Annotated in this window: 23 protein-coding genes; 5 read left to right on the top strand and 18 right to left on the bottom strand. The window is 72.8% G+C overall.

Going from position 1 to position 25,296, the window contains the following annotated elements:
* Positions 1-124: 124 nt before the first annotated feature.
* From RM425_RS01045 to crcB, 7 genes are all read right to left on the bottom strand, one after another.
* The gene (locus RM425_RS01045) at positions 125-1,732 is read right to left on the bottom strand and encodes a methyl-accepting chemotaxis protein (protein WP_311343323.1); all 1,608 of its coding nucleotides are present in this window, start codon (positions 1,730-1,732) and stop codon (positions 125-127) included.
* Between the two features lie 298 nt (positions 1,733-2,030).
* A complete protein-coding gene (locus RM425_RS01040; RefSeq protein WP_311343322.1) occupies positions 2,031-3,650 on the bottom strand; it encodes a methyl-accepting chemotaxis protein in 1,620 nt (539 codons plus the stop codon).
* A 264-nt stretch (positions 3,651-3,914) separates the two neighbouring features.
* A complete protein-coding gene (locus RM425_RS01035; protein WP_311343321.1) occupies positions 3,915-5,522 on the bottom strand; it encodes a methyl-accepting chemotaxis protein in 1,608 nt (535 codons plus the stop codon).
* 299 nt (positions 5,523-5,821) lie between these two features.
* Complete coding sequence (otsB, locus tag RM425_RS01030) at positions 5,822-6,565, bottom strand: trehalose-phosphatase (RefSeq protein WP_311343320.1); 744 nt, start codon at positions 6,563-6,565, stop codon at positions 5,822-5,824.
* Positions 6,562-8,052, bottom strand: coding sequence for an alpha,alpha-trehalose-phosphate synthase (UDP-forming) (locus RM425_RS01025; RefSeq protein WP_311343319.1), 1,491 nt, complete (start codon positions 8,050-8,052; stop codon positions 6,562-6,564). Before RM425_RS01025 ends, otsB begins: the two co-directional genes overlap by 4 nt.
* Positions 8,053-8,082: 30 nt before the next feature.
* Positions 8,083-8,442: a fluoride efflux transporter FluC gene (locus RM425_RS01020; protein WP_311343318.1), complete on the bottom strand. Its 360-nt coding sequence runs from the start codon at positions 8,440-8,442 to the stop codon at positions 8,083-8,085.
* Positions 8,439-8,825 carry a fluoride efflux transporter CrcB gene (gene crcB / locus RM425_RS01015; protein WP_311343317.1) on the bottom strand — a complete coding sequence of 129 codons (387 nt, stop codon included), beginning with the start codon at positions 8,823-8,825 and terminating at the stop codon, positions 8,439-8,441. The genes RM425_RS01020 and crcB overlap by 4 nt, the downstream gene beginning before the upstream one ends.
* Positions 8,826-8,918: 93 nt before the next feature.
* Between crcB and RM425_RS01010 the strand changes: the two genes are divergently transcribed.
* Positions 8,919-10,004, top strand: coding sequence for a CaiB/BaiF CoA transferase family protein (locus tag RM425_RS01010; RefSeq protein ID WP_311343316.1), 1,086 nt, complete (start codon positions 8,919-8,921; stop codon positions 10,002-10,004).
* A gap of 97 nt (positions 10,005-10,101) precedes the next feature.
* Here RM425_RS01010 and ngg read toward each other — a convergent pair whose 3' ends face one another.
* The 7 genes from ngg to RM425_RS00975 all read right to left on the bottom strand — a co-directional run bounded on the left by ngg (position 10,102) and on the right by RM425_RS00975 (position 19,231).
* The gene (gene ngg, locus RM425_RS01005; protein ID WP_311343315.1) at positions 10,102-11,856 is read right to left on the bottom strand and encodes an N-acetylglutaminylglutamine synthetase; all 1,755 of its coding nucleotides are present in this window, start codon (positions 11,854-11,856) and stop codon (positions 10,102-10,104) included.
* An 11-nt stretch (positions 11,857-11,867) separates the two neighbouring features.
* On the bottom strand, positions 11,868-13,652 hold the full coding sequence (locus tag RM425_RS01000; RefSeq protein WP_311343314.1) for an N-acetylglutaminylglutamine amidotransferase: 1,785 nt from the start codon (positions 13,650-13,652) through the stop codon (positions 11,868-11,870).
* A gap of 161 nt (positions 13,653-13,813) precedes the next feature.
* Entirely contained in the window at positions 13,814-15,277 is a 1,464-nt protein-coding gene (locus RM425_RS00995) for a S8 family serine peptidase (RefSeq protein WP_311343313.1), read from the bottom strand.
* Positions 15,278-15,453: 176 nt separating this feature from the next.
* A complete protein-coding gene (locus tag RM425_RS00990; protein ID WP_311343312.1) occupies positions 15,454-16,212 on the bottom strand; it encodes an iron ABC transporter ATP-binding protein in 759 nt (252 codons plus the stop codon).
* A gap of 13 nt (positions 16,213-16,225) precedes the next feature.
* The gene (locus tag RM425_RS00985; protein ID WP_311343311.1) at positions 16,226-17,227 is read right to left on the bottom strand and encodes an iron chelate uptake ABC transporter family permease subunit; all 1,002 of its coding nucleotides are present in this window, start codon (positions 17,225-17,227) and stop codon (positions 16,226-16,228) included.
* A complete protein-coding gene (locus tag RM425_RS00980; protein WP_311343310.1) occupies positions 17,224-18,258 on the bottom strand; it encodes an ABC transporter permease in 1,035 nt (344 codons plus the stop codon). Before RM425_RS00980 ends, RM425_RS00985 begins: the two co-directional genes overlap by 4 nt.
* Before the next feature lie 22 nt (positions 18,259-18,280).
* The gene (locus RM425_RS00975) at positions 18,281-19,231 is read right to left on the bottom strand and encodes a siderophore ABC transporter substrate-binding protein (protein WP_311343309.1); all 951 of its coding nucleotides are present in this window, start codon (positions 19,229-19,231) and stop codon (positions 18,281-18,283) included.
* 125 nt (positions 19,232-19,356) lie between these two features.
* On the opposite strand from RM425_RS00975, the gene RM425_RS00970 reads away from it, so the two are divergent.
* The 3 genes from RM425_RS00970 to RM425_RS00960 are packed head-to-tail and all read left to right on the top strand — an operon-like array spanning position 19,357 to position 21,205.
* On the top strand, positions 19,357-20,349 hold the full coding sequence (locus tag RM425_RS00970) for an aldo/keto reductase (RefSeq protein WP_311343308.1): 993 nt from the start codon (positions 19,357-19,359) through the stop codon (positions 20,347-20,349).
* Positions 20,350-20,409: 60 nt separating this feature from the next.
* Positions 20,410-20,772 carry a hypothetical protein gene (locus RM425_RS00965; protein ID WP_311343307.1) on the top strand — a complete coding sequence of 121 codons (363 nt, stop codon included), beginning with the start codon at positions 20,410-20,412 and terminating at the stop codon, positions 20,770-20,772.
* Complete coding sequence (locus RM425_RS00960) at positions 20,765-21,205, top strand: hypothetical protein (RefSeq protein ID WP_311343306.1); 441 nt, start codon at positions 20,765-20,767, stop codon at positions 21,203-21,205. The genes RM425_RS00965 and RM425_RS00960 overlap by 8 nt, the downstream gene beginning before the upstream one ends.
* A gap of 2 nt (positions 21,206-21,207) precedes the next feature.
* Here RM425_RS00960 and RM425_RS00955 read toward each other — a convergent pair whose 3' ends face one another.
* The 3 genes from RM425_RS00955 to RM425_RS00945 form a co-directional block, all read right to left on the bottom strand.
* Entirely contained in the window at positions 21,208-21,918 is a 711-nt protein-coding gene (locus RM425_RS00955) for a hypothetical protein (RefSeq protein WP_311343305.1), read from the bottom strand.
* A 118-nt stretch (positions 21,919-22,036) separates the two neighbouring features.
* Positions 22,037-22,552, bottom strand: coding sequence for a flavin reductase family protein (locus tag RM425_RS00950; protein ID WP_311343304.1), 516 nt, complete (start codon positions 22,550-22,552; stop codon positions 22,037-22,039).
* Complete coding sequence (locus RM425_RS00945; protein ID WP_311343303.1) at positions 22,549-23,484, bottom strand: hydroxymethylglutaryl-CoA lyase; 936 nt, start codon at positions 23,482-23,484, stop codon at positions 22,549-22,551. Before RM425_RS00945 ends, RM425_RS00950 begins: the two co-directional genes overlap by 4 nt.
* Before the next feature lie 145 nt (positions 23,485-23,629).
* Here RM425_RS00945 and RM425_RS00940 point away from each other — a divergent pair, with 145 nt between their 5' ends.
* Positions 23,630-24,538, top strand: coding sequence for a GGDEF domain-containing protein (locus RM425_RS00940; RefSeq protein WP_311343302.1), 909 nt, complete (start codon positions 23,630-23,632; stop codon positions 24,536-24,538).
* 15 nt (positions 24,539-24,553) lie between these two features.
* Here RM425_RS00940 and RM425_RS00935 read toward each other — a convergent pair whose 3' ends face one another.
* Positions 24,554-25,255: a hypothetical protein gene (locus tag RM425_RS00935; RefSeq protein ID WP_311343301.1), complete on the bottom strand. Its 702-nt coding sequence runs from the start codon at positions 25,253-25,255 to the stop codon at positions 24,554-24,556.
* Positions 25,256-25,296: the final 41 nt, after the last annotated feature.

Genomic DNA, 25,296 nt, shown 5'->3' with positions numbered 1-25,296 from the left:
TCCGCAATTGGTCGGCCAGCGGATTACCGATGTCGACATGGCCACCGCGAATGGTCGTCGACGCACTCCGGAAATGCACGAAGGGGCCCGCGACCGGTTCGGTCGCGAGCCCCTCGTCCTCGCCTCAGTAGGTGAAGCGACCCACGGTGGTGCGCAGGTCGGAGGCCATCCGGGACAGCTCGTCGACCGCGACGCGGGTCTGGGTGAGCGCCTGGGTGGTGGAGTCCGCCGCGGTCGAGACGCCGGTGATGTTGTCCGCGATCTGGCCCGACCCCGAGGCGGCCTCCTGCACCGACCGGCTCATCTCGCTGGTCGTGGCCGTCTGCTCCTCCACCGCGGAGGCGATGGTGGTCTGCCGGTCGGAGATCTGCGCGACGATCGAGCTGATCTCCTCGATCGCGGCCACCGCAGCGGTCGTGTCGCCCTGGATGCTCTGCACCCGGCGGGCGATGTCCTCGGTCGCCTTGGCCGTCTCCTGCGCCAGCTCCTTGACCTCGTTGGCCACCACCGCGAAGCCCTTCCCGGCCTCACCGGCCCGCGCCGCCTCGATGGTCGCGTTGAGCGCCAGCAGGTTCGTCTGCTCCGCGATCGAGGTGATGACCTTGACGACGTTGCCGATCTCGACCGACGACGCCCCCAGCTTGGCCACCGTCGCCGTCGTCGTCTCCGCCGCGGTCACCGCACGAGCCGCCACCTCACTGGCCTCCGCGGCGTTGGCCGCGATCTCCCGGATCGACGCGCCCATCTCCTCCGCACCGGCCGCGACGGTCTGCACGCTGCGCGAGACCTCCTCCGCCGCGCCGGCCACCACGCCGGACTGCGCGGAGGTCTCCTCCGCCGAGGCCGAGATCTGCGCCGAGGACGCCGACAGCTCCTCCGAGGAGGCGGCGACGGCGTCCGCCGAGGCGACGACCGAACCCATCAGCTGGCGGAGGTTCCCCTGCGCCACGTCCAGCGCCGCGGCCATGCGGCCGATCTCGTCGGACTGCGCGATGCCGGTCCGGCGGGTCAGATCGCCCTCGGCGAGCCCCTGCACGACGGTCTGCACCGCGGACAGGTTGCGGCGGATGCGGCGCGCGACGAGCAGGCCGATCACCGTGGCGATGACGGTGCCCACCGCGACCAACGCGATCAGCAGGATCCGCGAGCGTTCGTTGGTCGCGCCGACGTCGGCCGCCGAGGCGCGCGCCTCGGCGATCTCGGAGTCGACGAGCTGAGCGATCCCCTCGCGCAGCGAGGTCTGGAACTTCAGCGACTCGGCGTACGCGGGAGCAGCCGTCGCCAGGTCCCCGGCACTGAACGCCTCGGTCACGATGGCGAAGTTCTCGCTCCAGCCCCGGTAGTCGTCGAGCACCTGCGCGGACAGCCGCGCCTGCGCTGGAGTCGGCGCCGTGGAACCGTACTGCTCGGCAGCGACGAGGAAGGCCGCGCTGCCGTCCTGCGCGCCCGTGGTCCAGGCCTCCTTGTTCTCCTCGCTGACGCCCGGGAGCATGAGAGCGGTCTGGTTGAGCTGGATGCTGAGCTGCTGCGCCCGCATCTCCTCGGCCTGCACCAGCGCCTGGGTGCTCTCCCGATAGCTGGCGTCGAACTCCCCGGCCGCCTGGTCCAGGGAGATCGCGCCGACCGCGCCCACCGCGATCGCCGTGACGACGGCCACCGCGACCGACGCCAGGATCTTGCGCGAGACCGACACGTTCGCCAGGGACCGCCGCGCACCACCGTTCTTCGACAACGCACACATCCATTTCGCATTCAGGGAGGACCGGCCCGTCCAGTCCGGGCGGCGCGTCACCGCAAACTGCCGGCGACGCGGTCGAACATAAACCTTTGGGGAATGTTGGACAGGAGGGACACGTGTGTGTCGTGGGACTGCTGTGACACGATTGGGCAACGAAGTCGACACGCGGGAAAATAATCGCGGCGACCATTCCGGAAATGTCGACATGCCTTGTCCGCATGGCGGGTGATGCATGACGACGCACGACGGCCCCGCGACCTGTGGGTCGCGGGGCCGTCGTGCGCAAGGCCTGTCAGTAGGTGAAGCGGCCCACCGTGGTGCGCAGGTCGGAGGCCATCCGGGACAGCTCGTCGACCGCGACGCGGGTCTGGGTGAGCGCCTGGTTCGTCGAGTCCGCCGCCGCGGACACCCCGGTGATGTTCTCCGCGATCTGACCCGACCCCGAGGCGGCCTCCTGCACCGACCGGCTCATCTCGCTGGTCGTGGCCGTCTGCTCCTCCACCGCGGAGGCGATGGTGGTCTGCCGGTCGGAGATCTGCGCGACGATCGAGCTGATCTCCTCGATCGCGGCCACCGCAGCGGTCGTGTCGCCCTGGATGCTCTGCACCCGGCGGGCGATGTCCTCGGTCGCCTTGGCCGTCTCCTGCGCCAGCTCCTTGACCTCGTTGGCCACCACCGCGAAGCCCTTGCCCGCCTCGCCCGCACGGGCCGCCTCGATGGTCGCGTTGAGCGCCAGCAGGTTCGTCTGCTCCGCGATCGAGGTGATGACCTTGACGACGTTGCCGATCTCGACCGAGGACTCCCCGAGCTTGCTGACGGTGGCCGTGGTGCGCTCCGCGGCGGTCACCGCACGGGCGGCCACGTCGCTGGCCTCCGCGGCGTTGGCCGCGATCTCCCGGATCGACGCGCCCATCTCCTCCGCACCCGCGGCGACCGTCTGCACGCTGCGCGAGACCTCCTCCGCCGCGCCGGCCACCACACCGGACTGCGCGGAGGTCTCCTCCGCCGAGGCCGAGATCTGCGCCGAGGACGCCGACAGCTCCTCCGAGGAGGCGGCGACGGCGTCCGCCGAGGCGACCACCCCGGCGAGCACGTCGGCGATGCTGCTCTGCGCCGCGTCCAGGGCGGCGGCCATGCGGCCCAGCTCGTCCCGCGAGGTGACTCCGGTCCGCGTGGTGAGGTCGCCGGCAGCCATGGCCGCGGCGGCGGACTGGACCGAGTGGACCGTCCGGGTGATCCGCCGGACGACGACGACGGTCAGGCCGATCGCGAGGACGACGGCGACCAGCACCGTGACCAGCAGCTGGGTGGTCGCGCTGGACGCCTGCTGCTGGCTCTCGGCGTTGCGGGCGGCGGCCTCCTCCGACTGGGCGACCCCCTCGACCTCGAGGTCGTCGGCCATGATCTGCAGCAGCGGCTGGAGCTGCTCGGACTGCACGGCGGCGAAGCCTGCGAGGTCACCGCGGTCGGCCGCCGGGAAGAGCTGGGTGGTCAGCAGCGTCAGGAACTGCTGACGCGTGGCGAGGAACTCCTCCATGGCCGCCGGGTTCACGATGAAGGGCTCGTAGGCGTCGTAGCCGGCCTGCAGGTCGGCGGTCTTCTCCTCCATCTCGCCGAGGAGCTCCACCCGGCGCTCCGGGCTGGACACCGCGTACTCCAGGGTGCGGGCGCGGTGGGCGGCGTGGGCGCGCTGGACCTCGGACAGCGCGTTGAGCGGCTGCAGGTTCTCCGAGTAGATCTCCTCCTGCGCCGTCCGCAGCTGGTCGATGCGGGAGATGGCCAGGGCGTTGGTCGCCAGGGCCACGATGGCGAGCAGGGCGACGACGACGCCGACGCGGAAGGCGACGGGGCGGTCGGCGAACCAGGCGCCGGGTGAGCGCCCGGATCGGGCGAGGGGTGCGGGGTGGGTCACGGGGGTCTCCTGCTCGGCCTGGCAGCACATCGGGTCTGAATGTGCCGAACGCGATTTCGCCTGCACAGCATGGAATACGGACGGCCTTCCGCGAGCTTCGAAACATGCTGTGTCGAATCTCGGTCGAGAAAGGTCGGCCACCGCAATCCGGCCGGATACTTGTCGACAATTCCGGGCCATTGACCGGTGCCGGATACGCAGGAAGCGCACAGCCGGATCGGCTGTGCGCTTCCTCGTCCGCGCGGCCCCTGCGGCCGCACCAGGTCAGTAGGTGAACCTGCCGACGGTGGTGCGCAGGTCGGCGGCCATGCGCGAGAGCTCGTCGACCGCGATGCGGGTCTGGGTGAGCGCCTGGGTGGTCGTGTCGGCCGCGGCCGAGACGCCGGTGATGTTCTCCGCGATCTGGCCACTGCCCTGAGCGGCCTCCTGCACCGACCGGGACATCTCGTTGGTGGTGGCGGTCTGCTCCTCCACCGCGGAGGCGATGGTGGTCTGCCGGTCGGAGATCTGCGCGACGATCGAGGAGATCTCGCCGATCGCCGCCACGGCCGCATTGGTGTCACCCTGGATGGCGCTCACCCGGCGGGCGATGTCCTCGGTCGCCTTCGCCGTCTCCTGCGCCAGCTCCTTGACCTCATTGGCCACCACCGCGAAGCCCTTGCCGGCCTCGCCGGCCCGCGCGGCCTCGATCGTGGCGTTGAGCGCCAGCAGGTTGGTCTGCTCGGCGATGCTCGTGATCACCTTGACGACGTTGCCGATCTCCGCGGAGGACTCGCCCAGCTTCGCGACCGTGGCGGTGGTGTGCTCCGCGGCCGTGACGGCGCGTGCCGCGACCTGGCTCGCCTCGGCGGCGTTGGACGCGATCTCCCGGATCGAGGCGCCCATCTGCTCCGCACCCGCGGCCACGGTCTCCACGCCCCGGGTCACCTCCTCGGCCGCTGCGGAGACGACGACCGACTGGGTGGAGGTCTCCTCGGCCGAGGCGGCGATCTGTGCCGACGAGGCCGACAGCTCCTCCGACGATGCGGCCACGGCGTGCGCCGATCCGGCCACGCCGGCCATGACGGCGCGCAGCGACTCCTGCGCGGCGTCCAGGGCGGCTGCCATCTGACCGACCTCGTCCTTGGACCGGACGCCCGTGCCGACGGTGAGGTCGCCCGCAGCCAGCGCCTCGAGCGAGAGCTTGACGGCGCGCACCGGCCGGGTGACGGAGCGCATGGTGCCCCAGCTGACGAGGCCAACCACGGCGATTCCGACCGCCGCGATCAGCATGCTGATCGCCTGCGCGCGGGCGATGGCGTCATCGAGCTCGGTCTGAGCGAGGTCGCTCTCCGCCGACAGGGCGTCCTTGGCGGTGGACACATCGCCGTCGGTCAGGTCGTTGGCCGCCTGGATCTCCTCCCACCGGCTCCGCATGCCCACCGGGTCCGCCACGGCGAGGTCGACCCACGCCGAGATCGCGTCCGTGTACCTCCCGAAGCTGTCGGCCAGCCCGGCGACGGACTCCGCGCTCGCCCCCGTGAGCGGGATGGTCGCGAGCTCCTCGAGCATGCCCTGCGGCGTGGCGATGTCCTCGGCCAGCTCGTCCAGCTGGGCAGCCGGGTCGTCGCGGACGATCGTCTTGAAGCCGTCGACCTTCAGCTCGCTGGCACGGGTGTCGAGCTGGAGGACCAGCTCCTCGGCCTCGTTGAGGTTGTCCAGACGAGTGTTGGCGTCGCGGACCGAGACGCTGCCGACCAGCACGGCGGTGATCAGGCCGCCGAACGCCAGCAGGACGACGCCGAGCAGGATGCCGAACTTGACGGCGAGCGGACGGTCGGCGAACCAGCCGGCTCGCCGCCCGGGACCGGGGGAGGAGGGAGAGGCGTTCACGGGTGACCGTCCTGAGAGAGAAGTGGCGCTCGTGCCGGAAGGGGAGCGCGGTCAGTGTGGTCACTCCAGCGACGCGCACGTTCACCATTCATGCTTTCCGGCCAATTCGTGATGCGTGAGGCAGGTCAGCGCACGATGTGCCGATACTTGTCGATACGCGTCGCCGATCCACGCGCTGGCGGAGGTCGGTGGAGAATCACGCGACCTGGGCATTTTCCGCCCATGTCGACAATGGCGGTCCGGTGACCATTCGCTCGGACTCTCGTCCTCTTTCGCCGCGAGCGACACGGCGGCCGGGCTCAGGCGAGCAGGTCGGCCAACCGTTCGAGCAGGGCGCGCACGGCGGGGATGTCCGGCACGCGGTGGGCGGCCACCGTCTCGCCCGCACCGACCTTGACGGTGATGTCGGAGGGGCCGAGCGCCCGGAAGGCGTCCTCGTCGGTGACGTCGTCGCCGAGGTAGATCGTCGCGGCGACACCGAGCTCGCGGCCCAGCCGGACCAGGGCGCTGCCCTTGTCGGCGTCGGTGACCGCCAGCTCGAGCACTTCCTTGCCCGGCTTCATCGTCAGTGACGGATCGGCGTCCTGCCCCGCCTCGGCGAGGAGAGCGGCGGCTGCTGCGCGGTCCGGGACCTCCCGGACGTGCACCGCCACGCTGGCCGGCTTCACCTCCAGCCGGGCACCGGGCGTCGCCGCCACCAGGGGGGCCAACCGCGCAGCGAGCGCGTCCCGGCGATCGGCGCGCTCGCCGGTCAGCGGTCCGTCGAACTCGGCGCCGTGACTGCCCACCCAGCGGTAGGGGCCGGTGAAGCCGCTCGTGGCCCGGAGGTCGGCCACGCCCCGGCCGCTGACCAGCGCGACCGTCACGCCCTCGGCCGCGCCGAGGCGCGCGAGCACCTCCGCCATGCCCGATGCCGGGACCGCCGCGGACGGATCACCGACCAGGGGGGCGAGGACGCCGTCGTAGTCCGAGGCGACCAGCAGCGGACGTCGTCCGGCCAGGGCGGTCAGCGCGGCGTCGAGCTCGCCGGCCGACGCGGTCACCCCTGCGCTCCGCCGCGGCCGTCCGAGAGCGGCTCGGCCGTCCGCCCGGCAGCCCGGCCGCTGGGCTGTCCGCTGTCCTGGGCCTTCAACGCATCGAAGAACGAGGTCGCCCAGTGCTCCAGGTCGTTCTTGGCCAGGTGACGGCGCATGGCGCGCATGCGGGACGCGGCCTCGCGGGAGTCCACCCGGAGCGCCCGCAGGAGCTGGCTCTTCACGCCCGCGATGTCGTGCGGGTTGACCAGGAACGCCTGCTTGAGCTCGGCCGCGGCCCCGGCGAATTCCGACAGCACCAGCGTCCCGCCGAGGTCGGAGCGGGCGGCGACGTACTCCTTGGCCACGAGGTTCATCCCGTCGCGGTAGGGCGTCACCAGCATGACGTCGGCCGCCCGGTACAGCGCGGCGAGCTCCTCGCGGGGCATGGACTGGTTGAAGTAGTGCACGGCGGGGCCGGCGATCGAGCCGAAGACGCCGTTGATGTGGCCGACCTGCTGCTCGATGGTCTCGCGCATGTGCACGTAGTGCTCGACCCGTTCCCGGCTGGGCGTGGCGACCTGCACCAGCACGGTGCCCGGCGCCTCGACGGCGCCGTCCTCGAGCAGCTCCTCGAAGGCCTCGAGCCGGACGCTGATGCCCTTGGTGTAGTCGAGCCGGTCGACGCCCAGGATGATCTTGTCCGGATTGCCCAGCTCCGTGCGGATCTCCTCCGCGCGGGCCAGCACCTCGCGGGAGCGTGCCAGCTCGTCGAAGGCCGCGACGTCGATCGAGATCGGGAAGGCCTTCGCCGTCACGGTGCGGCCGTCGTACTCGACGGCGTTCTTGCGGGCCGGGAGGTCGTGCAGGCGGCGGGCCAGCTGGACGAAGTTCGTCGCGGCCGAGGGGCGCTGGAAGCCGACGAGGTCCGCGCCCAGCAGGCCCTCGACGATCGCCGAGCGCCAGGGCAGCTGGGTGAACAGCTCGTAGGGCGGGAAGGGGATGTGGAGGAAGAACCCGATCGTGAGGTCGGGCCGCTGCTGCCGGAGCATCGCCGGCACGAGCTGCAGCTGGTAGTCGTGCACCCACACGATCGCGTTCTCCGCCGCGATCTCCGCCGTCCGCTCCGCGAACCGCTTGTTGACCTGGACGTAGGTGTCCCACCAGTTCCGGTGGTACTCGGGCTTCTCGACGACGTCGTGGTAGAGCGGCCACAGCGAGGCGTTGGACATGCCCTCGTAGTACCGGTCGACCTCCTCCTCCGTGAGGGGGATCGGGATGAGCGACATGCCGCCGGACTCGAACGGCTCGGGCGCCTCGCCCGCGGACCCCGACCAGCCAACCCAGGCGCCCCCGCGACCCGCGACGAACGGCTCCAGCGCCGTCACCAGGCCGCCCGGGCTGCGCTGCCAGCGCGTGCTGCCGTCGGGATCGGTCACCTGGTCGACGGGCAGTCGGTTGGCGACGACGACGACGGGGCTCTCGCCCCCGACCTCGTCACCTGTGCCATCGGTCATACCGCGTCGAACCCTACCCAACGGGCCTGCTCAGAGCAGGCCGGCCGCCCCGTACGCGGCCGCGGCCGCCCCGATGCCCAGGACGAGCGTGCCGCCCAGGTAGGCCGCGGCGCGGCCCGGCCGCCGCTGCTCGCCGAGGCGGACGACATCGGCGCCGAGGGTGGAGAAGGTCGTGAGCGTGCCGCAGAAACCGACCCCGATGAGCGCCAGCACCCAGCCGGGGATCCCGGCCAGCCCCACCAGGAGGCCGAGCAGGGCACTGCCGCCGACGTTGACCACCGCCGTGCCGACGACGGAGCCGGGGCCCCGCCCGGCCACCGCGAGACGCTCGGCCAGCAGCCGGAGCGGCGCACCGGCCATCGCCCCGAGGACCACCAGCAGCGGCGTCACGGGAACGGCTCCGGCGACCGGGCGGCGGCACGGCCGGCGAGGGTGCCGAGTGCCGAGGCGGCGACCCCGCCGAGGACGGAGGCGGCCACGTAGCCCGCGGCGAGCCCCGGACGGCCGGCGTCGGTCAGCTGCACGGTCTCCACGGCGAAGGCGGAGTAGGTGGTGAAGCCGCCCAGCACGCCCGTGCCGAGGAACGGGCGCAGCCAGGGGGATCCGGCGTCGACCAACCCGATCAGCAGCCCCAGCAGCAGACAGCCGGCGACGTTGACCAGCAGGGTTGCCGTGGGCCAGGAGCCTGGCTGGTACGGCAGCGCCTCGGCGACACCCCACCGGGCCAGCGCACCCAGCGCACCACCGAGCGCGGCGGCGACGTAGGCGACCACCGGAAGTCCCCCTGTCCCATCCGCACCGACATCGGGCAGCATGCCACCGACGAGGGCGCACGACGGCGTGGCCCGGGCAGCAGAGGAGGAACCGTGGGTCCGCTCTCGGGTGTGCGTGTGGTCGAGTTCGCCGGGCTCGGGCCGGGGCCGTTCTGCGGCATGCTCCTCGCCGACCTGGGGGCCGACGTGGTCCGCATCGACCGGCGCGGCAGCGGTGGGGGCATCGGGACGACGTCTCTGCTGGACCGCGGCAAGCGCTCCATCGCCCTGGACCTCAAGGACCCCGCCGACGTCGAGGTGGTGCGCGCTCTGGTGCGGCGCGCCCACGTGCTGCTCGAGGGCTTCCGCCCGGGGGTCATGGAGCGGCTGGGCCTCGGGCCGGACGCGCTGCTGGCGGAGAACCCGGCGCTGATCTACGGCCGCATGACCGGCTGGGGGCAGACCGGCCCGCTGGCGCCCACCGCCGGGCACGACATCGGCTACATCGCGCTGACCGGGGCCCTGGGCGCGAGCGGGCGGCCGGACGAGCGACCGGCGCCCCCGATCAACCTGCTGGGCGACTTCGGTGGCGGGGGAGTGTTCCTGGCCCTCGGCGCCGTCGCCGCGCTGCTGCACGCCCGGGCCACGGGGGAGGGGCAGGTGGTGGACGCCGCGATCGTCGACGGCACCGCCGTCCTGACCACGATGATCCACGGGATGCTCTCCACCGGCGGCTGGCAGGACGAGCGGGGCGTGAACCTGCTGGACACCGGGGCGCCGTTCTACGACGTGTACCGCTGCTCCGACGGCCAGTTCCTCGCCGTCGGGGCCCTGGAGCCGCAGTTCTACGCCGCGCTCCTGCAGGGGCTGGGCGTGGCCGGGGACGAGACGTTCCCCGATCGGTACCAGCCCGAGCAGTGGCCGGCGCTGCGCGAGCGGTTCACCGAGCTGTTCGGCAGCCGGACCCGCGACGAGTGGTGGCAGGTCTTCGCCGGCACCGACGCGTGCGTGGCGCCGGTCTGGTCGCTCGTCGAGGCGACGACCGACCCGCACAACGTCGAGCGCGAGGTCTTCGTCGAGGTCGACGGCACGGTGCAGCCCGCCGTCGCCCCCCGGTTCTCCGCGACGCCGGGATCGGTCGGGTCCGTGCCCCGGGCCGGCCAGCACAGCGACGAGATCCGGGCCGAGCTCGGCCTCTGACCGCCGTCCTCCCTCACCGCCGCGCGTCCTCCCCCACCGCTCACCGTGAGGGAGGACGCGCCACGATCAGGTCACCTGATCGTGGCGCGAAGCCGGGTCAGCGGCGGCGGGTCTCCGGGAAGAGCAGGTCCACGAAGCGTTCGGCGGTGGGCTGCGGCTCGTGGTTGGCCAGCCCGGGCCGCTCGTTGGCCTCGATGAACACGTAATCGGTGCCGCCGACCTCCGGCACGAGGAAGTCGATGCCGGTGACCGGGATGTCCAGCGCCTCGGCGGCCCGCACGGCGGCCGCGGCGATCTCCGGGTGCAGCTGGTCGGTGACATCCTCGATCGTGCCGCCGGTGTGCAGGTTCGCCGTCCGGCGCACCTGGATCCGCTCCCCGAGACGGGGGACGTCGTCCATGGCGTATCCGGCCTCGGCGACGACCTCGGTGGTCGTCGCGTCCATCGGGATCCGTGACTCGCCCCCGGTCGCCCGTTCGCGCCGCCGGCTGGTGGAGCGGATGAGCGCCGCCACCGTGCTGCGCCCGTCACCGATGACCTCGGCGGGGCGCCGGACGGCCGCCGCCACCACCTCCCGGTCGATGACGACGACGCGCAGGTCCTGGCCGGGCACCAGCTCCTCGACGAGCACCTCCGGGCAGAACAGCGCGGCCGCGTCCACCGCGCGCTGGAGCGCGGCGTCGCCCTTGACGCCGACGGTGATCCCCTTGCCCTGCTCACCCCGCGCGGGCTTGACCACGACCGCGCCCACCTCGCGCATCAGGGTCGACGCCGCCGCCACGTCGTCGATGCCGGCCACCGCCCCCCGGGCGACGCGTACCCCGGCCCGCTCCATGATCCGGCGGGTCACCCGCTTGTCGTCGCAGCGGCTCATGGCCACCGCGGTGGTGAACTCCGACAGCGACTCCCGGGTGACGACCGACCGCCCGCCGACCGACAGCCGCATCTCGCCCCATCCCCCGTCGGTGACCTCCACCCGGATACCCCGGCGCAGCGCCTCCTCGGCGATGATCAGGGCGTAGGGGTTGAGGTCCTCCAGGCCCTCGGGGCGGGCGGCGAACAGCGGCGAGTTGATCGGGTTCTTGCGCTTGACGCAGACGGCGGAGACGCGCCGGAAACCGAGCTTGCGGTACAGCCGGATCGCGCCCTCGTTGTCGTGCATGACCGACAGGTCGAGGTAGGCCCGCCCGCGGCCGACGTAGCGCTCGGCCAGCACGCGCACGAGCGCCTCACCGGTGCCCGTGGGTGCGTCCTGGTTGTGCACCGCGAGGCACCAGAGGCTGGTGCCGCCCTCGGGGTCGTCGAACGCGAGGGTGTGGTCCACGCCCGTGACCGAGCCGATGATGCGGCCGGTGCGGCGGTCCTCGGCGACGAGGTAGGTGAAGCAGCGGGTGCGGTGGTTGTCCCACATGATGTCGGCGTCGCCGACCACCATGCCGTTGAGGGCGTAGATCTCGTTGACCGCCTCCATGTCGGCCCGCGAGGTGGCCGTGCGCACGAAGACGTCCCGGATGAGCTCGGGCCGGCCTCGGTAGCGGTGCAGGTCCAGACGGAACGTGTAGCTCGGGTCGATGAACAGCTCGTCGGGAGCCAGGCCCACGAGCACGTGCGGGTCGCGCGGGTAGATGCAGATGTCCCGCTCGCCGACCTCCTCCGCCCGGAGAGCGTGCACGATGCCGCCCAGGTCGGCGAAGGTCTGACCCATCACCAGCCGGCCCCAGCCCATGTCCAGGACGACGTCGTCCTGCATGCCCTGGCGCTGGTGCTCGGAAGGCTGCCGCCACGACCGGTCGGTCATGGCCGGGCTACGGGTCACGGCCGTCCGGCGCCGGTGGCCGGCGATGCGGGGCATGCCGGCGTCCCTCAGGCCACGTGGGTCTGGAGCCACAGCTCGAGCAGACCCAGCTGCCACAGCTTGTTGCCGCGCAACGGCGTGAGCTCGCTGTTGGGGTCGGCGAGCAGCTCGCGGACGTACTCCGGCCGGAACAGCCCCCGGTCGCGGGCGGCCTCGCTGGTGAGCGCGTCGCGGACGAGGCCCAGGACCTTGCCCTCGAGGTGGGTGATGGAGGGCACCGGGAAGTAGCCCTTGGGCCGGTCGATGACCTCCGGCGGGATGATTTGCCGGCCGATGGCCTTCAGGATGCCCTTGCCGCCGTCGGCCAGCTTGAGCTCCGGCGGGCACAGCGCCGCGAGCTCCACGAGGTCGTGGTCCAGGAAGGGCACGCGGGCCTCCAGGCCCCATGCCATGGACATGTTGTCCACCCGCTTGACCGGGTCGTCGACCAGCATGATCTCGCTGTCCAGGCGCAGGGCGGCGTCGACGGCGGTATCGGCCCCCGCGGCCGCCATGTGGGCCCGCACGAACGCCAGGCTGGGGTCCTCGGCCAGCGCGTAGCGATCGGCGACGACGCCGCGCATCTGGGCGTGGTCCCGGTCGAAGAACGCCTGCGCGTAGGTCTGCACCGCGTGCTCGCGGTCGATCCCGGCCAGCGGCGGGTACCAGTGGTAGCCGGCGAAGACCTCGTCCGCGCCCTGACCGGACTGCACCACCTTGATCGTCTGGGAGACCCGCTCGCTGAGCAGGTCGAAGGCGACGACGTCGTGGCTGACCATCGGCTCGGCCATGGAGCCGATGGCGTGGCCGAGCGCGCCGGCGAGTTCGTCGGCGCCCACCCGGATGCGGTGGTGGTTCGTGCCGAAGTGCTCGGCGATGACGTCGGAGTAGGCGAACTCGTCGCCCTCGTGGCCGCCGACGGACTCGAAGCCGATCGAGTAGGTCGCCAGACCGGTCTGGCCCTCCTGCGCGAGCAGCCCGACGATCAGGCTGGAGTCCAGGCCTCCGGAGAGCAGCACGCCGACGGGGGTGTCCGCGACCAGGCGACGCCGGACGGCGACCCGCAGCGCATCCTCGATCGCGTCCTCCCAGTCGCGCGCGGTCCAGGTCGCGTGCTCGGCACGGCGCTCGTAGGTGGCGTTCCAGTAGCGGTGCTCGGTGCTCGACCCGTCGGCCTCGATGATCCGCATCGTGGCGGGCGGCAGCTTCCGGACGCCGTTGAGGATGGTCCGCGGCGCCGGGACGACGGCGTGCCAGGACAGGTAGTGGTGCAGCGCGACCGGGTCGATGGACGTGTCGACGTCACCGCCGCGGAGCAGTGCCGGCAGCGTCGAGGCGAACCGCAGTCGCTTGCCCGGCGTCTCTGAGAGGTAGAGCGGCTTGATCCCCAGCCGGTCGCGGGCCATGATCACGCGCCCGGTGTCCCGCTCGGTGATGACGAACGCGAACATGCCGTGCAGGTGGGAGACGACGTCGGTGCCCCAGTGGTGGTAGCCCTTGAGGATCACCTCGGTGTCGCTGTGCGAGAAGAACCGGTAGCCGTGGCCCTCCAGCTCCGCCCGGAGCTCCTGGTAGTCGTAGATGCAGCCGTTGAAGACCGCGGTCAGCCCGAGGTCGTTGTCCACCATGGGCTGGGAGCCACAGGTGGACAGGTCGATGACCGACAGCCGGCGGTGACCGAAGGCCACCCGGCCGTTGCTCCACGAGCCCTGGCCGTCCGGACCGCGGGGGACCAGGGCCTCCACCATCCGGGCGACGGCCGTCGTGTCCGCCGTCGAGCCGTCGAAGGTGATCTCGCCGCAGAGGCCGCACATACGGACCTATCTAACCCGCGTCGATCACCGCACGCGACGCCGGGAGGGCCCGGGATGGCGTACGTCACGCCGTCCCGGGCCCTGTTCCACGTGGAACCCCGGCGGCCCGCCTGCAGGGTCCCGCCGCGAGCTCGCGAGTGACGGGGGGCAGGAGGGTCCTTCTACAGCCGCGCGACCGCCGCCACGGCGTCCACCAGGCCGGCACCCTTGTCGAACGACGTCGTCCGGCTCCCGACCGTCGCGTACGGCGCGCCGTCGGTGAACCGGTGCGCGGTACCCGTGAGCGCCGCCTCGACCTCCGCCGGCGTGGCCCCCGGGTCGGCCTGGAACAGCTGGGCCACGATGCCGGCGACGTGCGGCGCGGCCATCGACGTCCCGCTGATCGTGTTGAAGGTGCCGAGGTCGAGCAGCCCCGGGCCGTTGCGGAAGTCCAGGCCGGTGGCGCAGATGGGCAGGTAGGGCCGGCAGGCGGAGGTGATGGTGTCGCCGGGCGCGGACAGGTCCGGCCAGGTGGTGGGGTCGGCCGACGCACCCCGGGAGGAGAACTCGCTGACGACGCCGTCGCGGGTGCCGGTCTCCTGGTCGGAGTAGGAGGCGACCGAGAGGATGCCGCCGGTCGGGTCCTGGCCTGGCGGGTTGGTGAGCGAGGCGGAGCCGTCGCCGCCGTCGTTGCCGGCGGCCCACACGGTGACCACGCCCTCGGCGGCCAGGGCCCGCTGCAGCTTCACCGTCGCGGAGTCCGGGTCGAACGCGCCGCCGCCGGTAGGGCCGTAGCTGTTGTTGGTCACCTTGATGGGCGGGCAGACGGCGGGGGAGACGCCCTCGCCGCACGGGGCCTCGTGGTTCTCCAGCACCCAGTTCAGCGCCGAGTCCGCGCCGACGATCAGGAGGACGGCGCCGGTGGAGATCGACACCAGGCTCGCACCCGGGGCGGCGCCCTGGAGCCGGTCACCACCGGACAGCGTCGTCGGCCGGCCGGCGACGATGCCGCTCACGTGCGTGCCGTGCCCGCCCAGCGACAGCGTGTCGGTGTCGACCACCGTCGGCACCCGTACGACGCAGTCGGGGTTCGGAGTCGCCTCGACCAGGCACAGGCTCTTCAGGTTGGCGACGACGGCGCTGCTGCCGTCGGCGTTGCGGAAGTAGGGGTGGTTCGGGTCGATCCCGGAGTCGATGACCGCGACCGAGACGCCGCTGCCGTCGAGCGACCCGCCGTCCGCGCCGGTCAGCGTGGCCGCGGCCTCCGCGCCCCGGGTGGCGACGTTGGAGGTCTCCTGCGCCATCTCGATGGGGGTGTTGCCCTCGAGGTAGGTCACCCCCGGCCGGGTGCGCGCGGCCTCGATCTGGTCGGCGGTGCCCGACGCGACCACCACGCCGATCCGTTCGAACTCGGTGACCGGACGCATGCCGGTCGCTGCGACGGCGGCGCGGGCCGCGGCGGCGTCGACGCCGTGCACGAGGACCGTCGTGCTGCCGGTCAGGTTGCCGAGCTGGGCGGCCAGGAAGTCCTGGACGGGCGCTCGGGTGTCCGGCGGCGGTGCGGCGGAGGCGGGGGTGGCGGCCAGAGCGGCGACGACGGCCGCTCCGCTGACGGCACCGAGAACTCGGCGGGACGAGCGGCGCATGGGCCCTCCAGAGGGAGCACGACGATGTGTGCTCTGTCTCAACGACGCCACTCCCCGGGGGTTACCGCCGGATACAGGCACCGTCCTCCCTCACCGTGGCGCCTCCTCCCTCACCGCACACCGTGAGGGAGGACGCGCCACGATCAGGTTCCCTGATCCCCGCCGGAGCGGGCATGTCAGGTGGAGGGGACGGCGACCAGCCGGCCGCCCAGGTCGTGCACGTCCACCTCGACGTCGAACACCTTGCGCAGCAGCTCGGGGGTCATCATCTCCCGCGTCGGCCCGGAGGCGATCAGCTGGCCCTCCCGCATGGCCACGATGCGATCGGAGTAGGCGGCGGCGACGTTGACGTCGTGGACCACGAGGACGACGGTCCGCGCCAGCTCGTCGGCCATGGCGCGCAGCATGCGCATCATCTGGACGGCGTGCCGCATGTCCAGGTTGTTGAGCGGCTCGTCGAGCAGGACGTAGTCGGTGCCCTGGCACATGACCATGGCGACGTAGGCGCGCTGCCGCTGACCGCCGGAGAGCTGGTCGAGGTGCCGGTCGGCGAAGGGACCGAGCTCGAACCAGTCCAGCGCCTCGTCGACGCGCCGCCGGTCCTCGGCGGTCAGCCGGCCGCCGGAGTGCGGGAACCGGCCGAAGGCCACCAGCTCGCGCACGGTCAGCCGCACGGTCATCGAGTTCTCCTGGCGCAGCACCGCCAGTCGGCGGGCCAGGACCGGCCCGGGCGTGCGAGCGACGTCCATGCCGTCGACCACCACCCGCCCGGAGTCCGCCGGCAGCAACCGGGAGGCGATGGACAGCAGGGTGGACTTGCCCGCCCCGTTGGCGCCGATCAGCGACGTGATCCCGCCCGCCGGGATGGTCAACGAGACACCGTCCACCACGCGTACGTCCCCGTAGGCCTTGGTGACGGATTCGATCTCGATCACTGGCCCTGCTCCCTCACTGGCGTGGCTCCCGGATCAGCAGGGCGATGAAGACGATCCCGCCCACGAAGTTGATGACGATGCTCAGGGCGGAGTTGAAGCCGAACACCTGCTCGAGCACGAACTGGCCCCCGACGAGCGCCAGCAACGCCAGCAGCGCAGCACCCGGCAGCACCCAGGCGTGCCGGTGCGTTCCCAGGAGCTGGCGGGCCAGGTTGGCCACCAGCAGGCCGAGGAAGGTCACCGGGCCGACGAGGGCGGTGGCGACGCCGACGAGCACGGCCACGGCGAGCAGGGCCTGGTTGACCACGCGCCGGTGCTCGACCCCCAGCCCGATCGCGGTGTCGCGGCCCAGCGCGACGACGTCCAGGCGGGGCAGCAGCCGCAGCACCCAGCCGACGACGACCGCCACGACTGCCGCGGAGAGGGCCAGCAGCTGCCGGTCGACGCTGTTGAAGCTGGCGAACAGCAGGTCCTGGAGGGTGAGGAACTCATTGGGGTCGATCAGCCGGGACACCAGCAGCGTGACGCTGGTGAACATGGTCCCGAGCACGACCCCGAGCAGCACCAGGACGTAGATGTCGCGCTCGGTGCGGCCGAACAGCATGCGGTAGAGCCCGGCGCCGAAGGCCACGAGCGCGACCACCTCGATGGCGAAGCGCAGCCGCGGGTCGGCGGAGGTGACCGTGCCGGCGCCGAGGAAGAAGACCCCGAGGGTCTGGATGAGCACGAACAGCCGGTCGAAGCCCATGATCTCCGGCGTCAGGATCCGGTTCGTCGCGACCGTCTGGAACAGCACCGTGGAGACCGCGACCGCCACGGCGACCACGGCCATGGCGGCCACGCGGAGGGCGCGCCGCTCGAGGGCGAACTCCCAGGAGCCGGTGACGTCGTAGGTGAGGAAGGCGGCGACCGCCCCCGCGGCGAGCACGGCCAGGACGACGAGGGTGCGCCGCCGGCGGACCGTCCGCTGCTCCGCGGTGGGGGAGGTGACGCTCCGCCGGGTGGGGCTGCTCACGCCGTCCCCCGGCTCTGCGAGCGGAGCAGCAGGACGATGAAGAGCACGCCGCCGATGACGCCGCCGACCATGCCCACGGGCACTTCGTAGGGATGGCGGATTGTCCGGGCCAGGACGTCGCAGAGGAGCACGAAGGCCGCGCCGGTCAGGGCGGTGACCGGCAGGACGCGCCGCAGGTTGTCACCCATGGCGAGGGTGACGATGTTGGGGATCACCAGGCCGAGGAAGGGGATCGATCCCACGGTCACCACCACGATCGCGGTGACCACGGAGGCGATGGCGAGGCCGATGGTCACCACGCGGGTGTAGGCGATGCCGAGGTTGATCGCGAAGCTCTCGCCCATGCCGGCGACGGAGAACCGGTCGGCGAAGAGGTAGGCCGCCACCGTGGCGGCCAGCACCAGGTAGAGCAGCTCGTAGCGGCCGGCCATGACCCCGGAGAAGTCGCCGTTCATCCAGGCGTCCATCGACTGCAGGAGCTCGTAGCGGTAGGCCAGGAACGCCGCGGCCGCGCTGACGACGCCGCCGAGCAGGATGCCGACGAGCGGCACGACGATCATGTCGGTCAGGACCATCCGGCGCAGCAGCCAGATGAAGAGGAAGGTGCCCGCCAGCGCGAACAGGATCGCGATGGACATCTTGCCCATGAGCGAGGTGCTGCCGAACCACAGCGTGGCGACGACGATGCCCAGACCCACCCACTCCGTCGTGCCGGCTGTCTGCGGCGACACGAAGCGGTTGCGCGTCAGCGACATCATCACCAGCCCGGCGACGGCCATGGCCGACCCCGCCAGCAGGATGGACACGAGCCGGGGCACGCGGGACACCCAGAAGACGTGAGCGTCGGCCTCGTCGGGGTCGAGCAGGTCCAGCGGGGACAGGTCGGTCACCCCGACGAAGAGCGAGGCGAAGGCGCCGGCGGTCAGCAGCAGCAGCGCGACCGCGACGTGCCATCCGCGGACACCACGACGCCGCCCCCCTTCCGGTGCGGCTGCCGGAGGAGGGGCGACGTCGGTGGTCGGTACGGCCATGGCGGTGTGCCCGGGAGGAGGGTCACTCCACCGCGGCGGCGATCTCCTCGACCATCGTCTCGACCGAGGGCAGCCCGTTGGGGGCGATGTACCAGACGGCCGAGTCCAGGTAGTGGACGGCGTCGTCCTCCCAGGCGTTCGTGCTGCGCACCAGGTCGTTGTCCAGCACCTGTCCGGCGGCCACACCGCTCTCGCCGATGGCGGCGTCGCGGTCGAGCACGAACAGCATGTCGGGGTTCTTCTCGGCGATGTACTCGAACGAGATGGCGTCACCGTGGTCGGCGGCGGTGAGCTCCTCGTCGGCGGGCTCGATGCCCAGCTCGTTGTGGATGAGCCCGAACCGCGTGTCGGGTCCGTAGGCGCTGACCTCGCCCGCGTTCGTCATCACGAACAGCCCGGTGCCGGCGTCGCCGGCGGCCTCCTCGAGCTCGAGGATCCGCTCCTCCAGAGCGGCGAGCCGCTCGGCGACGGCGTCCTCCTCGCCGAAGATCTCTGCCAGGGCGGTGACCCGCTCCTCGAACGAGGTGAAGAAGTCGGTGTTGTCCACCGTCAGGTCGATCGTGGGCGCGATGTCGGAGAGCTCGGGGTACGCGGCGGCGGAGCGTCCCGCCACGATGATGAGGTCGGGTTCCAGGGCGTTGACCGCCTCGTAGTCGGGCTCGAAGAGCGACCCCACCTTCGTGTAGTCGTCGTCGCCGTACTGCTCCAGGGACTCGGGGAACGTCGCCTCCGGAACACCGGCGACCTCGACGTCCAGGCTGTCCAGGGTGGAGAGGACGCCGACGTCGAACACCACGACGGTCTCCGGGTCGACCGGCACCTCGGTCTCGCCCTGGGCGTGGTCGACCGTGATCTCCGAGGAGCCCGAGGCGGCGGCGTTCTCGGTGCCGGGCTCCTCGCTCCCGCAGGCGGAGAGCGCCAGCACGGCGACCAGGGGGAGGGCGGCGGCCGAGAGGGGCCGGACAGCGCGCATGGTGCTCCTTCGGAACTGAGGACAGGGTGCCCTAACTAAGCGGGCCCTAACCTGCCACACGCGTTCCGGATCCCGGGACCGGGGGTCACCGGTTGGGACCGGCCCCCTCCGGGCAGGAGCGACGCATGCAGACACGCACCCTCGGCTCCCTCTCCGTCCCGGCCCAGGGCCTTGGCTGCATGGGGATGAGCGAGTTCTACGGCACTGCGGACCAGGCGGAGGCGGAGCGCACCATCTCCCGCGCCCTGGACCTGGGCGTGACGTTCCTGGACACCGCGGACATGTACGGCCCCTTCACCAACGAGCGCCTGGTCGGGCAGGCGATCGCCGGCCGGCGGGACGAGGTCGTGCTGGCCACCAAGTTCGGCAACGAGCGCGGGGAGGACGGCGGGTTCCTGGGCGTCAACGGGCGCCCCGAGTACGTCCACCGGGCCTGCGACGCCTCGCTGCAGCGACTGGGCGTCGAGGTCATCGACCTCTACTACCAGCACCGCGTCGATCCCACCGTGCCCGTCGAGGACACCTGGGGCGCGCTGCGCGAGCTCGTCGAGGCCGGCAAGATCCGGCACGCTGGCATCTCCGAGGCCGCCCCGGACACCATCCGGCGCGCGCACGCCGTGCAGCCGGTGACCGCGGCGCAGACGGAGTACTCGCTGTGGACCCGCGACCCCGAGGACGACGGCGTGCTGGCCACCTGTGCCGAGCTGGGCATCGGCTTCGTGGCCTACTCGCCCCTCGGTCGCGGCTTCCTGTCGGGGACCATCCGCAGCCGGGAGGACCTCGAGCGGGGCGACTTCCGCCGGGGCAACCCACGGTTCCGGGGCGAGGCTCTCGAGCACAACCTGGCCCTGGTGGACCGGGTGCGCACGATCGCCGAGGAGAAGGGCGTGACGGCCGGGCAGCTGGCCCTCGCGTGGGTGACGGCGCAGAGCGGGCGCGGGGGGAACCCGGCGGTGGTACCGATCCCGGGCACGAAGCGGGTGCGGTACCTGGAGGAGAACGCCGCGGCCGCCGGGGTCGCGCTGACCGACGACGAGCTGCGCCGGATCGACGAGGCCGCGCCGGTCGGCGCCGCGGCCGGTGATCGCTACCCGGACATGTCCTCCGTGCACCGCTGAGGGCGGGCCCGCCGCCCCCCGTCAGCAGGATCGGCTGGGGCGGCGCGGGAGGATGGCCCCGTGCAGCCCGGGCTCGTCGTCGTCACCACCGTGGTCGCCGTGCTGCTCGTGGTGGCCGGCGTGGCCTCGACGCTGGCCCGGCGCCGGATCGGCCTGGTGCACCTGGTCCTGGCCGGGGTCCTGGAGGCGCTGCTGCTGGTGCAGGCGGTCGTCGCCCTCGCGGCGCTGGACGCCGACACCCCGGCCGACACCCCCACGTTCCTCGGCTACCTGTCCGGCGTCGTGCTCATCCCCGTCGCCGGCGTGCTGTGGGCGCGCACCGAGGTGACCCGCTGGGCCGGCACCGTGCTGGCCGTAGCCGGTGCATCCGTGGGCGTCATGGTCTGGCGGCTGCTCGAGCTTTGGGAGGCGACCGGTGCCTGACGACCGCACGCTCGGGGCGCCGGCGCAGCCGGGGTCCGGGACGCCGGGCGCCGCGCGGGTGCTGGTGGCGCTCTACGCCGTCTTCGCGCTGGCGGCAGGGGCGCGGGCCGGTGTGCAGCTGGCCACCCGCTTCGACGAGGCGCCGCTGGCCTACCTGCTGTCGGCGCTGGCCGCGGCGGTCTACCTGGTGGCCACCCTTGCGCTGGCCTGCGGACCGGCGGGACGTCGGGTGGCCCTGGCCGCGATCAGCGTCGAGCTCGTCGGCGTCCTCGTCGTCGGCACGCTGTCACTGGCCGATCCGGCGGCCTTCCCGGACGAGACGGTGTGGTCGGGCTACGGCCGCGGCTACCTGTACTTGCCGCTGGTGCTGCCCGTGCTGGGCCTGCTGCTGCTCCGCGGCAGCCGTCGGGCGGCCGGTCCGACGGGGCGCTGAGCTCAGAAGTCGCCGCCCCCGAAGTCGCCGCCCCCGCCGAAGTCCCCGCCCCCGAGATCGCCGCCCCCGAAGTCGCCGCCGCCGCCGAAGTCCCCGGCACCGGAGTCCCCGCCGTCCTCGAAGCCCTGGGCGTAGGCCTCCTCGTCCCCGCCGCCGAACAGGCCACCGTCACCCAGGCCGCTGTCGAAGAGCGCATCGGCGACGGCGGTGCCGATGACCAGGCCACCGATGGTGCCCAGCAGGCTGCCGCCGATCATGCCGCCCATCCCCATGCCGCCGCCGTAGCCGGCGCCGTAGCCGGGACGGGCGCCGTACCCGGGGTCCGCGCCGTAGCCGGGCCCGTGACCGCCCAGGGCACGTTCCAGCGTGCCCGGCCGGCGCATCTCGGCGCGGGTGGCCACCCGGGCCAGGGTCTCCACGTCGTCGGTGCGCGGGCGCTCGCCGGCCGGCACGGCCGCGGCCAGCTGGGCGAGCACCTGCTGCCGCTGGTCGGTCGTGAGCTGCGCGAACGCCTCGGCGTGGGCCTGCTCGATCTGCTCCGGCGGCGCGGTGCGCAGCAGGTACCGGTACCGGGCGACGGCCTGTTCGTCCGGCAGCGGCTGCCCGTCGGGCTGCCGGGCGTAGCGACCCGGGCCCGCCTGCCCGTACCCCTGACCTCGGGAACCGGCGGCGTGCCCCCGGCCGCGGCCGAAGAGCCGGTCGAGCAGTCCCATGACGTCCTCCCTCGCGGTGTCTGTCCTGCGGTGCCCGTCGGCGCCCCGGCCCACACCCAGGCCCCGTCCCGGGGCTCGTGCCGAGCGGAGCGAGGGATGAGGAGACCGGGATCCTTCTTCAGCCCTCGGCGCGGTGCAGCAGCTCGTAGGAGCCCCGGTGGAACAGCAGGGGGCGCCGGTCGGACGAGGCGCCCAGATCGAGCACGCGGGCGACCACGATGGTGTGGTCGCCGCCGTCGTACTCGGCCCACAGCTCGCCGTCGATCCAGGCGACGACGTCGTCGAGCACCGGCGAGCCGTGCGGGCTGGGGGTCCACGGCACACCGGCGAACTTGTCGGGCACCGAGCGGGCGAAGTTCTGGGACACCGCGTCCTGCCCCTCGGCCAGGACGTTGATGCAGAACCGGCCGAGGTCGCGCAGCCGCGCCCAGGTCCGCGACGAGCGGGCCGGCGCGAACGCGACCAGCGGCGGCTCGAGCGACAGCGAGCTGAAGGACTGGCAGGTGAAGCCGATCGGGCCGTCGGCGGTGTCCGCCGTCAGCACGGTGACGCCGGACGCGAAGTGGCCCAGGACGTCGCGCATCACGAGCGGGTCGACGATCCGCTGCGGCTCCTCCGAGCCCGCGGCGCTCACCGGGCGTCCAGGGGACGCGGCACGGAACGCCCACCGGCCCGGTACAGCGAGCTGGGCAGCTCGTGCCCGACGGCGCGCTCGGTCGCGCGGGCGGCGACCAGGAGGGCGTCGAGGTCCAGGCCCGTCCGCACGCCGGACTCCTCCAGCATGTACACCAGCTCCTCGGTGGCGATGTTGCCGCTGGCGCCCGGGGCGAAGGGACAGCCACCGAGCCCGCCGATGGAGGCGTCCAGCTGGGTCACGCCCGCCTGCACCGCGGCCAGCGCGTTGGCCTGCCCCGTGCCGCGGGTGTCGTGGAAGTGCACGCCCACCGGGATGCCCGGGCACGCCCGGCGGACCGCGTCGAGCAGCTGCACCACGCGCAGCGGCGTCGTCGTCCCGATGGTGTCGCCCAGGCACAGCTGGTCGGCACCGGCGGTGACGGCGGCGCGGGCGACGTCGACCGTGCGGGCGATGGGCGTGCGGCCGTCGAAGGGGCAGTCCCAGGCGGTGGCGATGATGACCTCCAGCGAGCCGCCGGCGCCGTGGGCCAGACCGGCGATCTCACCGACCGCGGCGACGGCCTCGGCGGTCGAGCGCCCGGCGTTGGCGCGGCTGTGCCCGTCGGTGGCCGACACCACGTATTCGAGGTCGGCCACCCCGGCGTCGACGGCGCGGACGGCACCGCGCGGGTTGGCCACCAGCGCCGACCAGTGCACCTCGGGCCAGCGGGCGAGCTCTGCGGCCACCTGCTCGGCGTCGGCCAGCGCCGGCACGGCCTTCGGCGAGACGAACGACGTCGCCTCGATGCGGCGCACGCCGGTGGCGACGAGCGCCTCCAGCATCTCCAGCTTGGCCTCCAGCGGGACCGGGGCCTCGAGCTGCAGGCCGTCGCGCATGCCCACCTCGCGGACGTCGACCGCCGCGGGCAGCACCAGGTCGAACTCGTTCACGGACGCCTCCTGACGGGACTCTCCGTGCATCCTGCACCCGTCCGGGGTCCCCCATTGAGGCGACCCGGAACGGTTCCGTGACGCCTGCCGCACCGTTCGTCGGTGCCGTCGCGCAAGATGAAGGCACGGCGACGGAGGTGGGGATGTGATCGAGGTGGTGGATGCGCTGCCCCCTGCCGACCATGCCACCGTGTTCGCCCACGCACCCATGGGTGTCGCCCTGACCACCACCGACGGTGTGCTGATCGACGTGAACCGGGCCCTGGGCGAGCTGCTCGGCGCCTCCCCGGAGGAGCTGCGCGGGCGTTCGCTGTTCGACCTCACCCACCCCGGCGACGCGACCGCCGCGCGGGAGGCCTGCGCCGGCCTCCGGGTCGCGCCCGAGCGGGCGGTGCGCCAGGAATGCCGTCTGGTGCGCGCCGACGGCAACCCCGTGCCGGTGCAGATCGCCACCTCGTGGGTCACGCCCCAGGAGACCGGCCGGGAGCCGCACCTGGTCATGATCATCGAGGACATCACCGAGCGGAAGGAACTCGAGGCGCAGCTGGTCCACCGCTCGCTGCACGACCCGCTCACCGGGCTGCCCAACCGGTCGCTCTTCCAGGACCGGCTGTGGCACGCCCTGGAGCGTGGCCAGCGCGAGCGCACGCCCACGTGCGTGCTGATCATGGACCTGGACGGCTTCAAGGCCATCAACGACGAGCTGGGCCACCCGATGGGCGACCTCGTGCTCGTGGCCTTCGCCGACCGGATGCGGTCGGTGCTGCGGGCCAGCGACACCGCGGCCCGCCTGGGTGGCGACGAGTTCAGCATCGTGTGCGAGAACACCGACCGACCCGACGCCGAGGTGCTGGCCGCCCGCCTGCGCACCGCGGTGACCGCGCCGCTGGAGCTCAGCGGTCAGGAGGTCTCCATCGGCCTCAGCATCGGGATCGGCTCCGCACCCGGAGGCGAGGAGCCGGCCGACGTGCACGAGCAGGTCGTCCGCGCGGCCGACGACGCGATGTACCGCGACAAGGCCCGCCGCCGGCGTGCACGGTCCCGGTCCCGCTGAGACCGGCGGGCCCCGTCAGGGACCGGACGACACCCAGCCCGTCGTCGCCCGGTTCCGGGCCAGGACCGCGGTGACGGCCGGCAGCGGTGCCCCCAGGAACGAGAAGACGAGGATGAATTCGGCCTCGTCCGCGTAGAGCGTGGTCGCGCCCACCACGGCGATGAGCGCGAGCGAGGCGAGCGAGGCGAGCGCGCTGACGAAGAGCAGGTCGGCCGATGTCCGGCTCAGCAGCCGGACGGCGCCGGTGAGGAGCCCGGCAGCGCAGAGCGCGCCGGTGACGATCGTCAGCACGTACACGGCGTCGTCGTCGCCGGCGGCGAATCCGAGGAGGAAGCCGGCGGTCATCAGGGCCGTCAGGCCGGCGGTGACGAATCCCAGGACGGCGGCCGAGGTGGCGACGCCGGGTCGCCCCGGCCCGGCCGGCCAGGTCGGTACCGGCCCGGGAAAGCCCCTGCCGTATCCAGGAGGCGGGCCGTAGCCCGGCGGTGGCCCGTGACCGGGTGGCGGGCCGTAACCGGGTGGCGGGCCGTAACCGGGTGGCGGACCGTAACCGGGTGGCGGGCCGTAACCGGGTGGCGGGCCGTAGCCCGGCGGTGGCCCGTAACCGGATGGCGGACCGTAGCCAGGGGGCGGGCCGTAGCCGGGTGGCGTGCCGTAGGACGGCGGCCCCGTGTACCGCTCCTCGGAGCCGTCGGACTCCGACCCGTTCCCGTTCACGCCGCCAGTCTGCCGGGCTGCCCGTCGGATCCTGCGACGGC

The organism is Blastococcus goldschmidtiae (assembly GCF_031845325.1).
GTDB lineage: Bacteria > Actinomycetota > Actinomycetes > Mycobacteriales > Geodermatophilaceae > Blastococcus > Blastococcus goldschmidtiae.
Note: the sequence above shows the minus strand (reverse complement) of the source record. Positions and strands in the feature narration are given on the sequence as shown.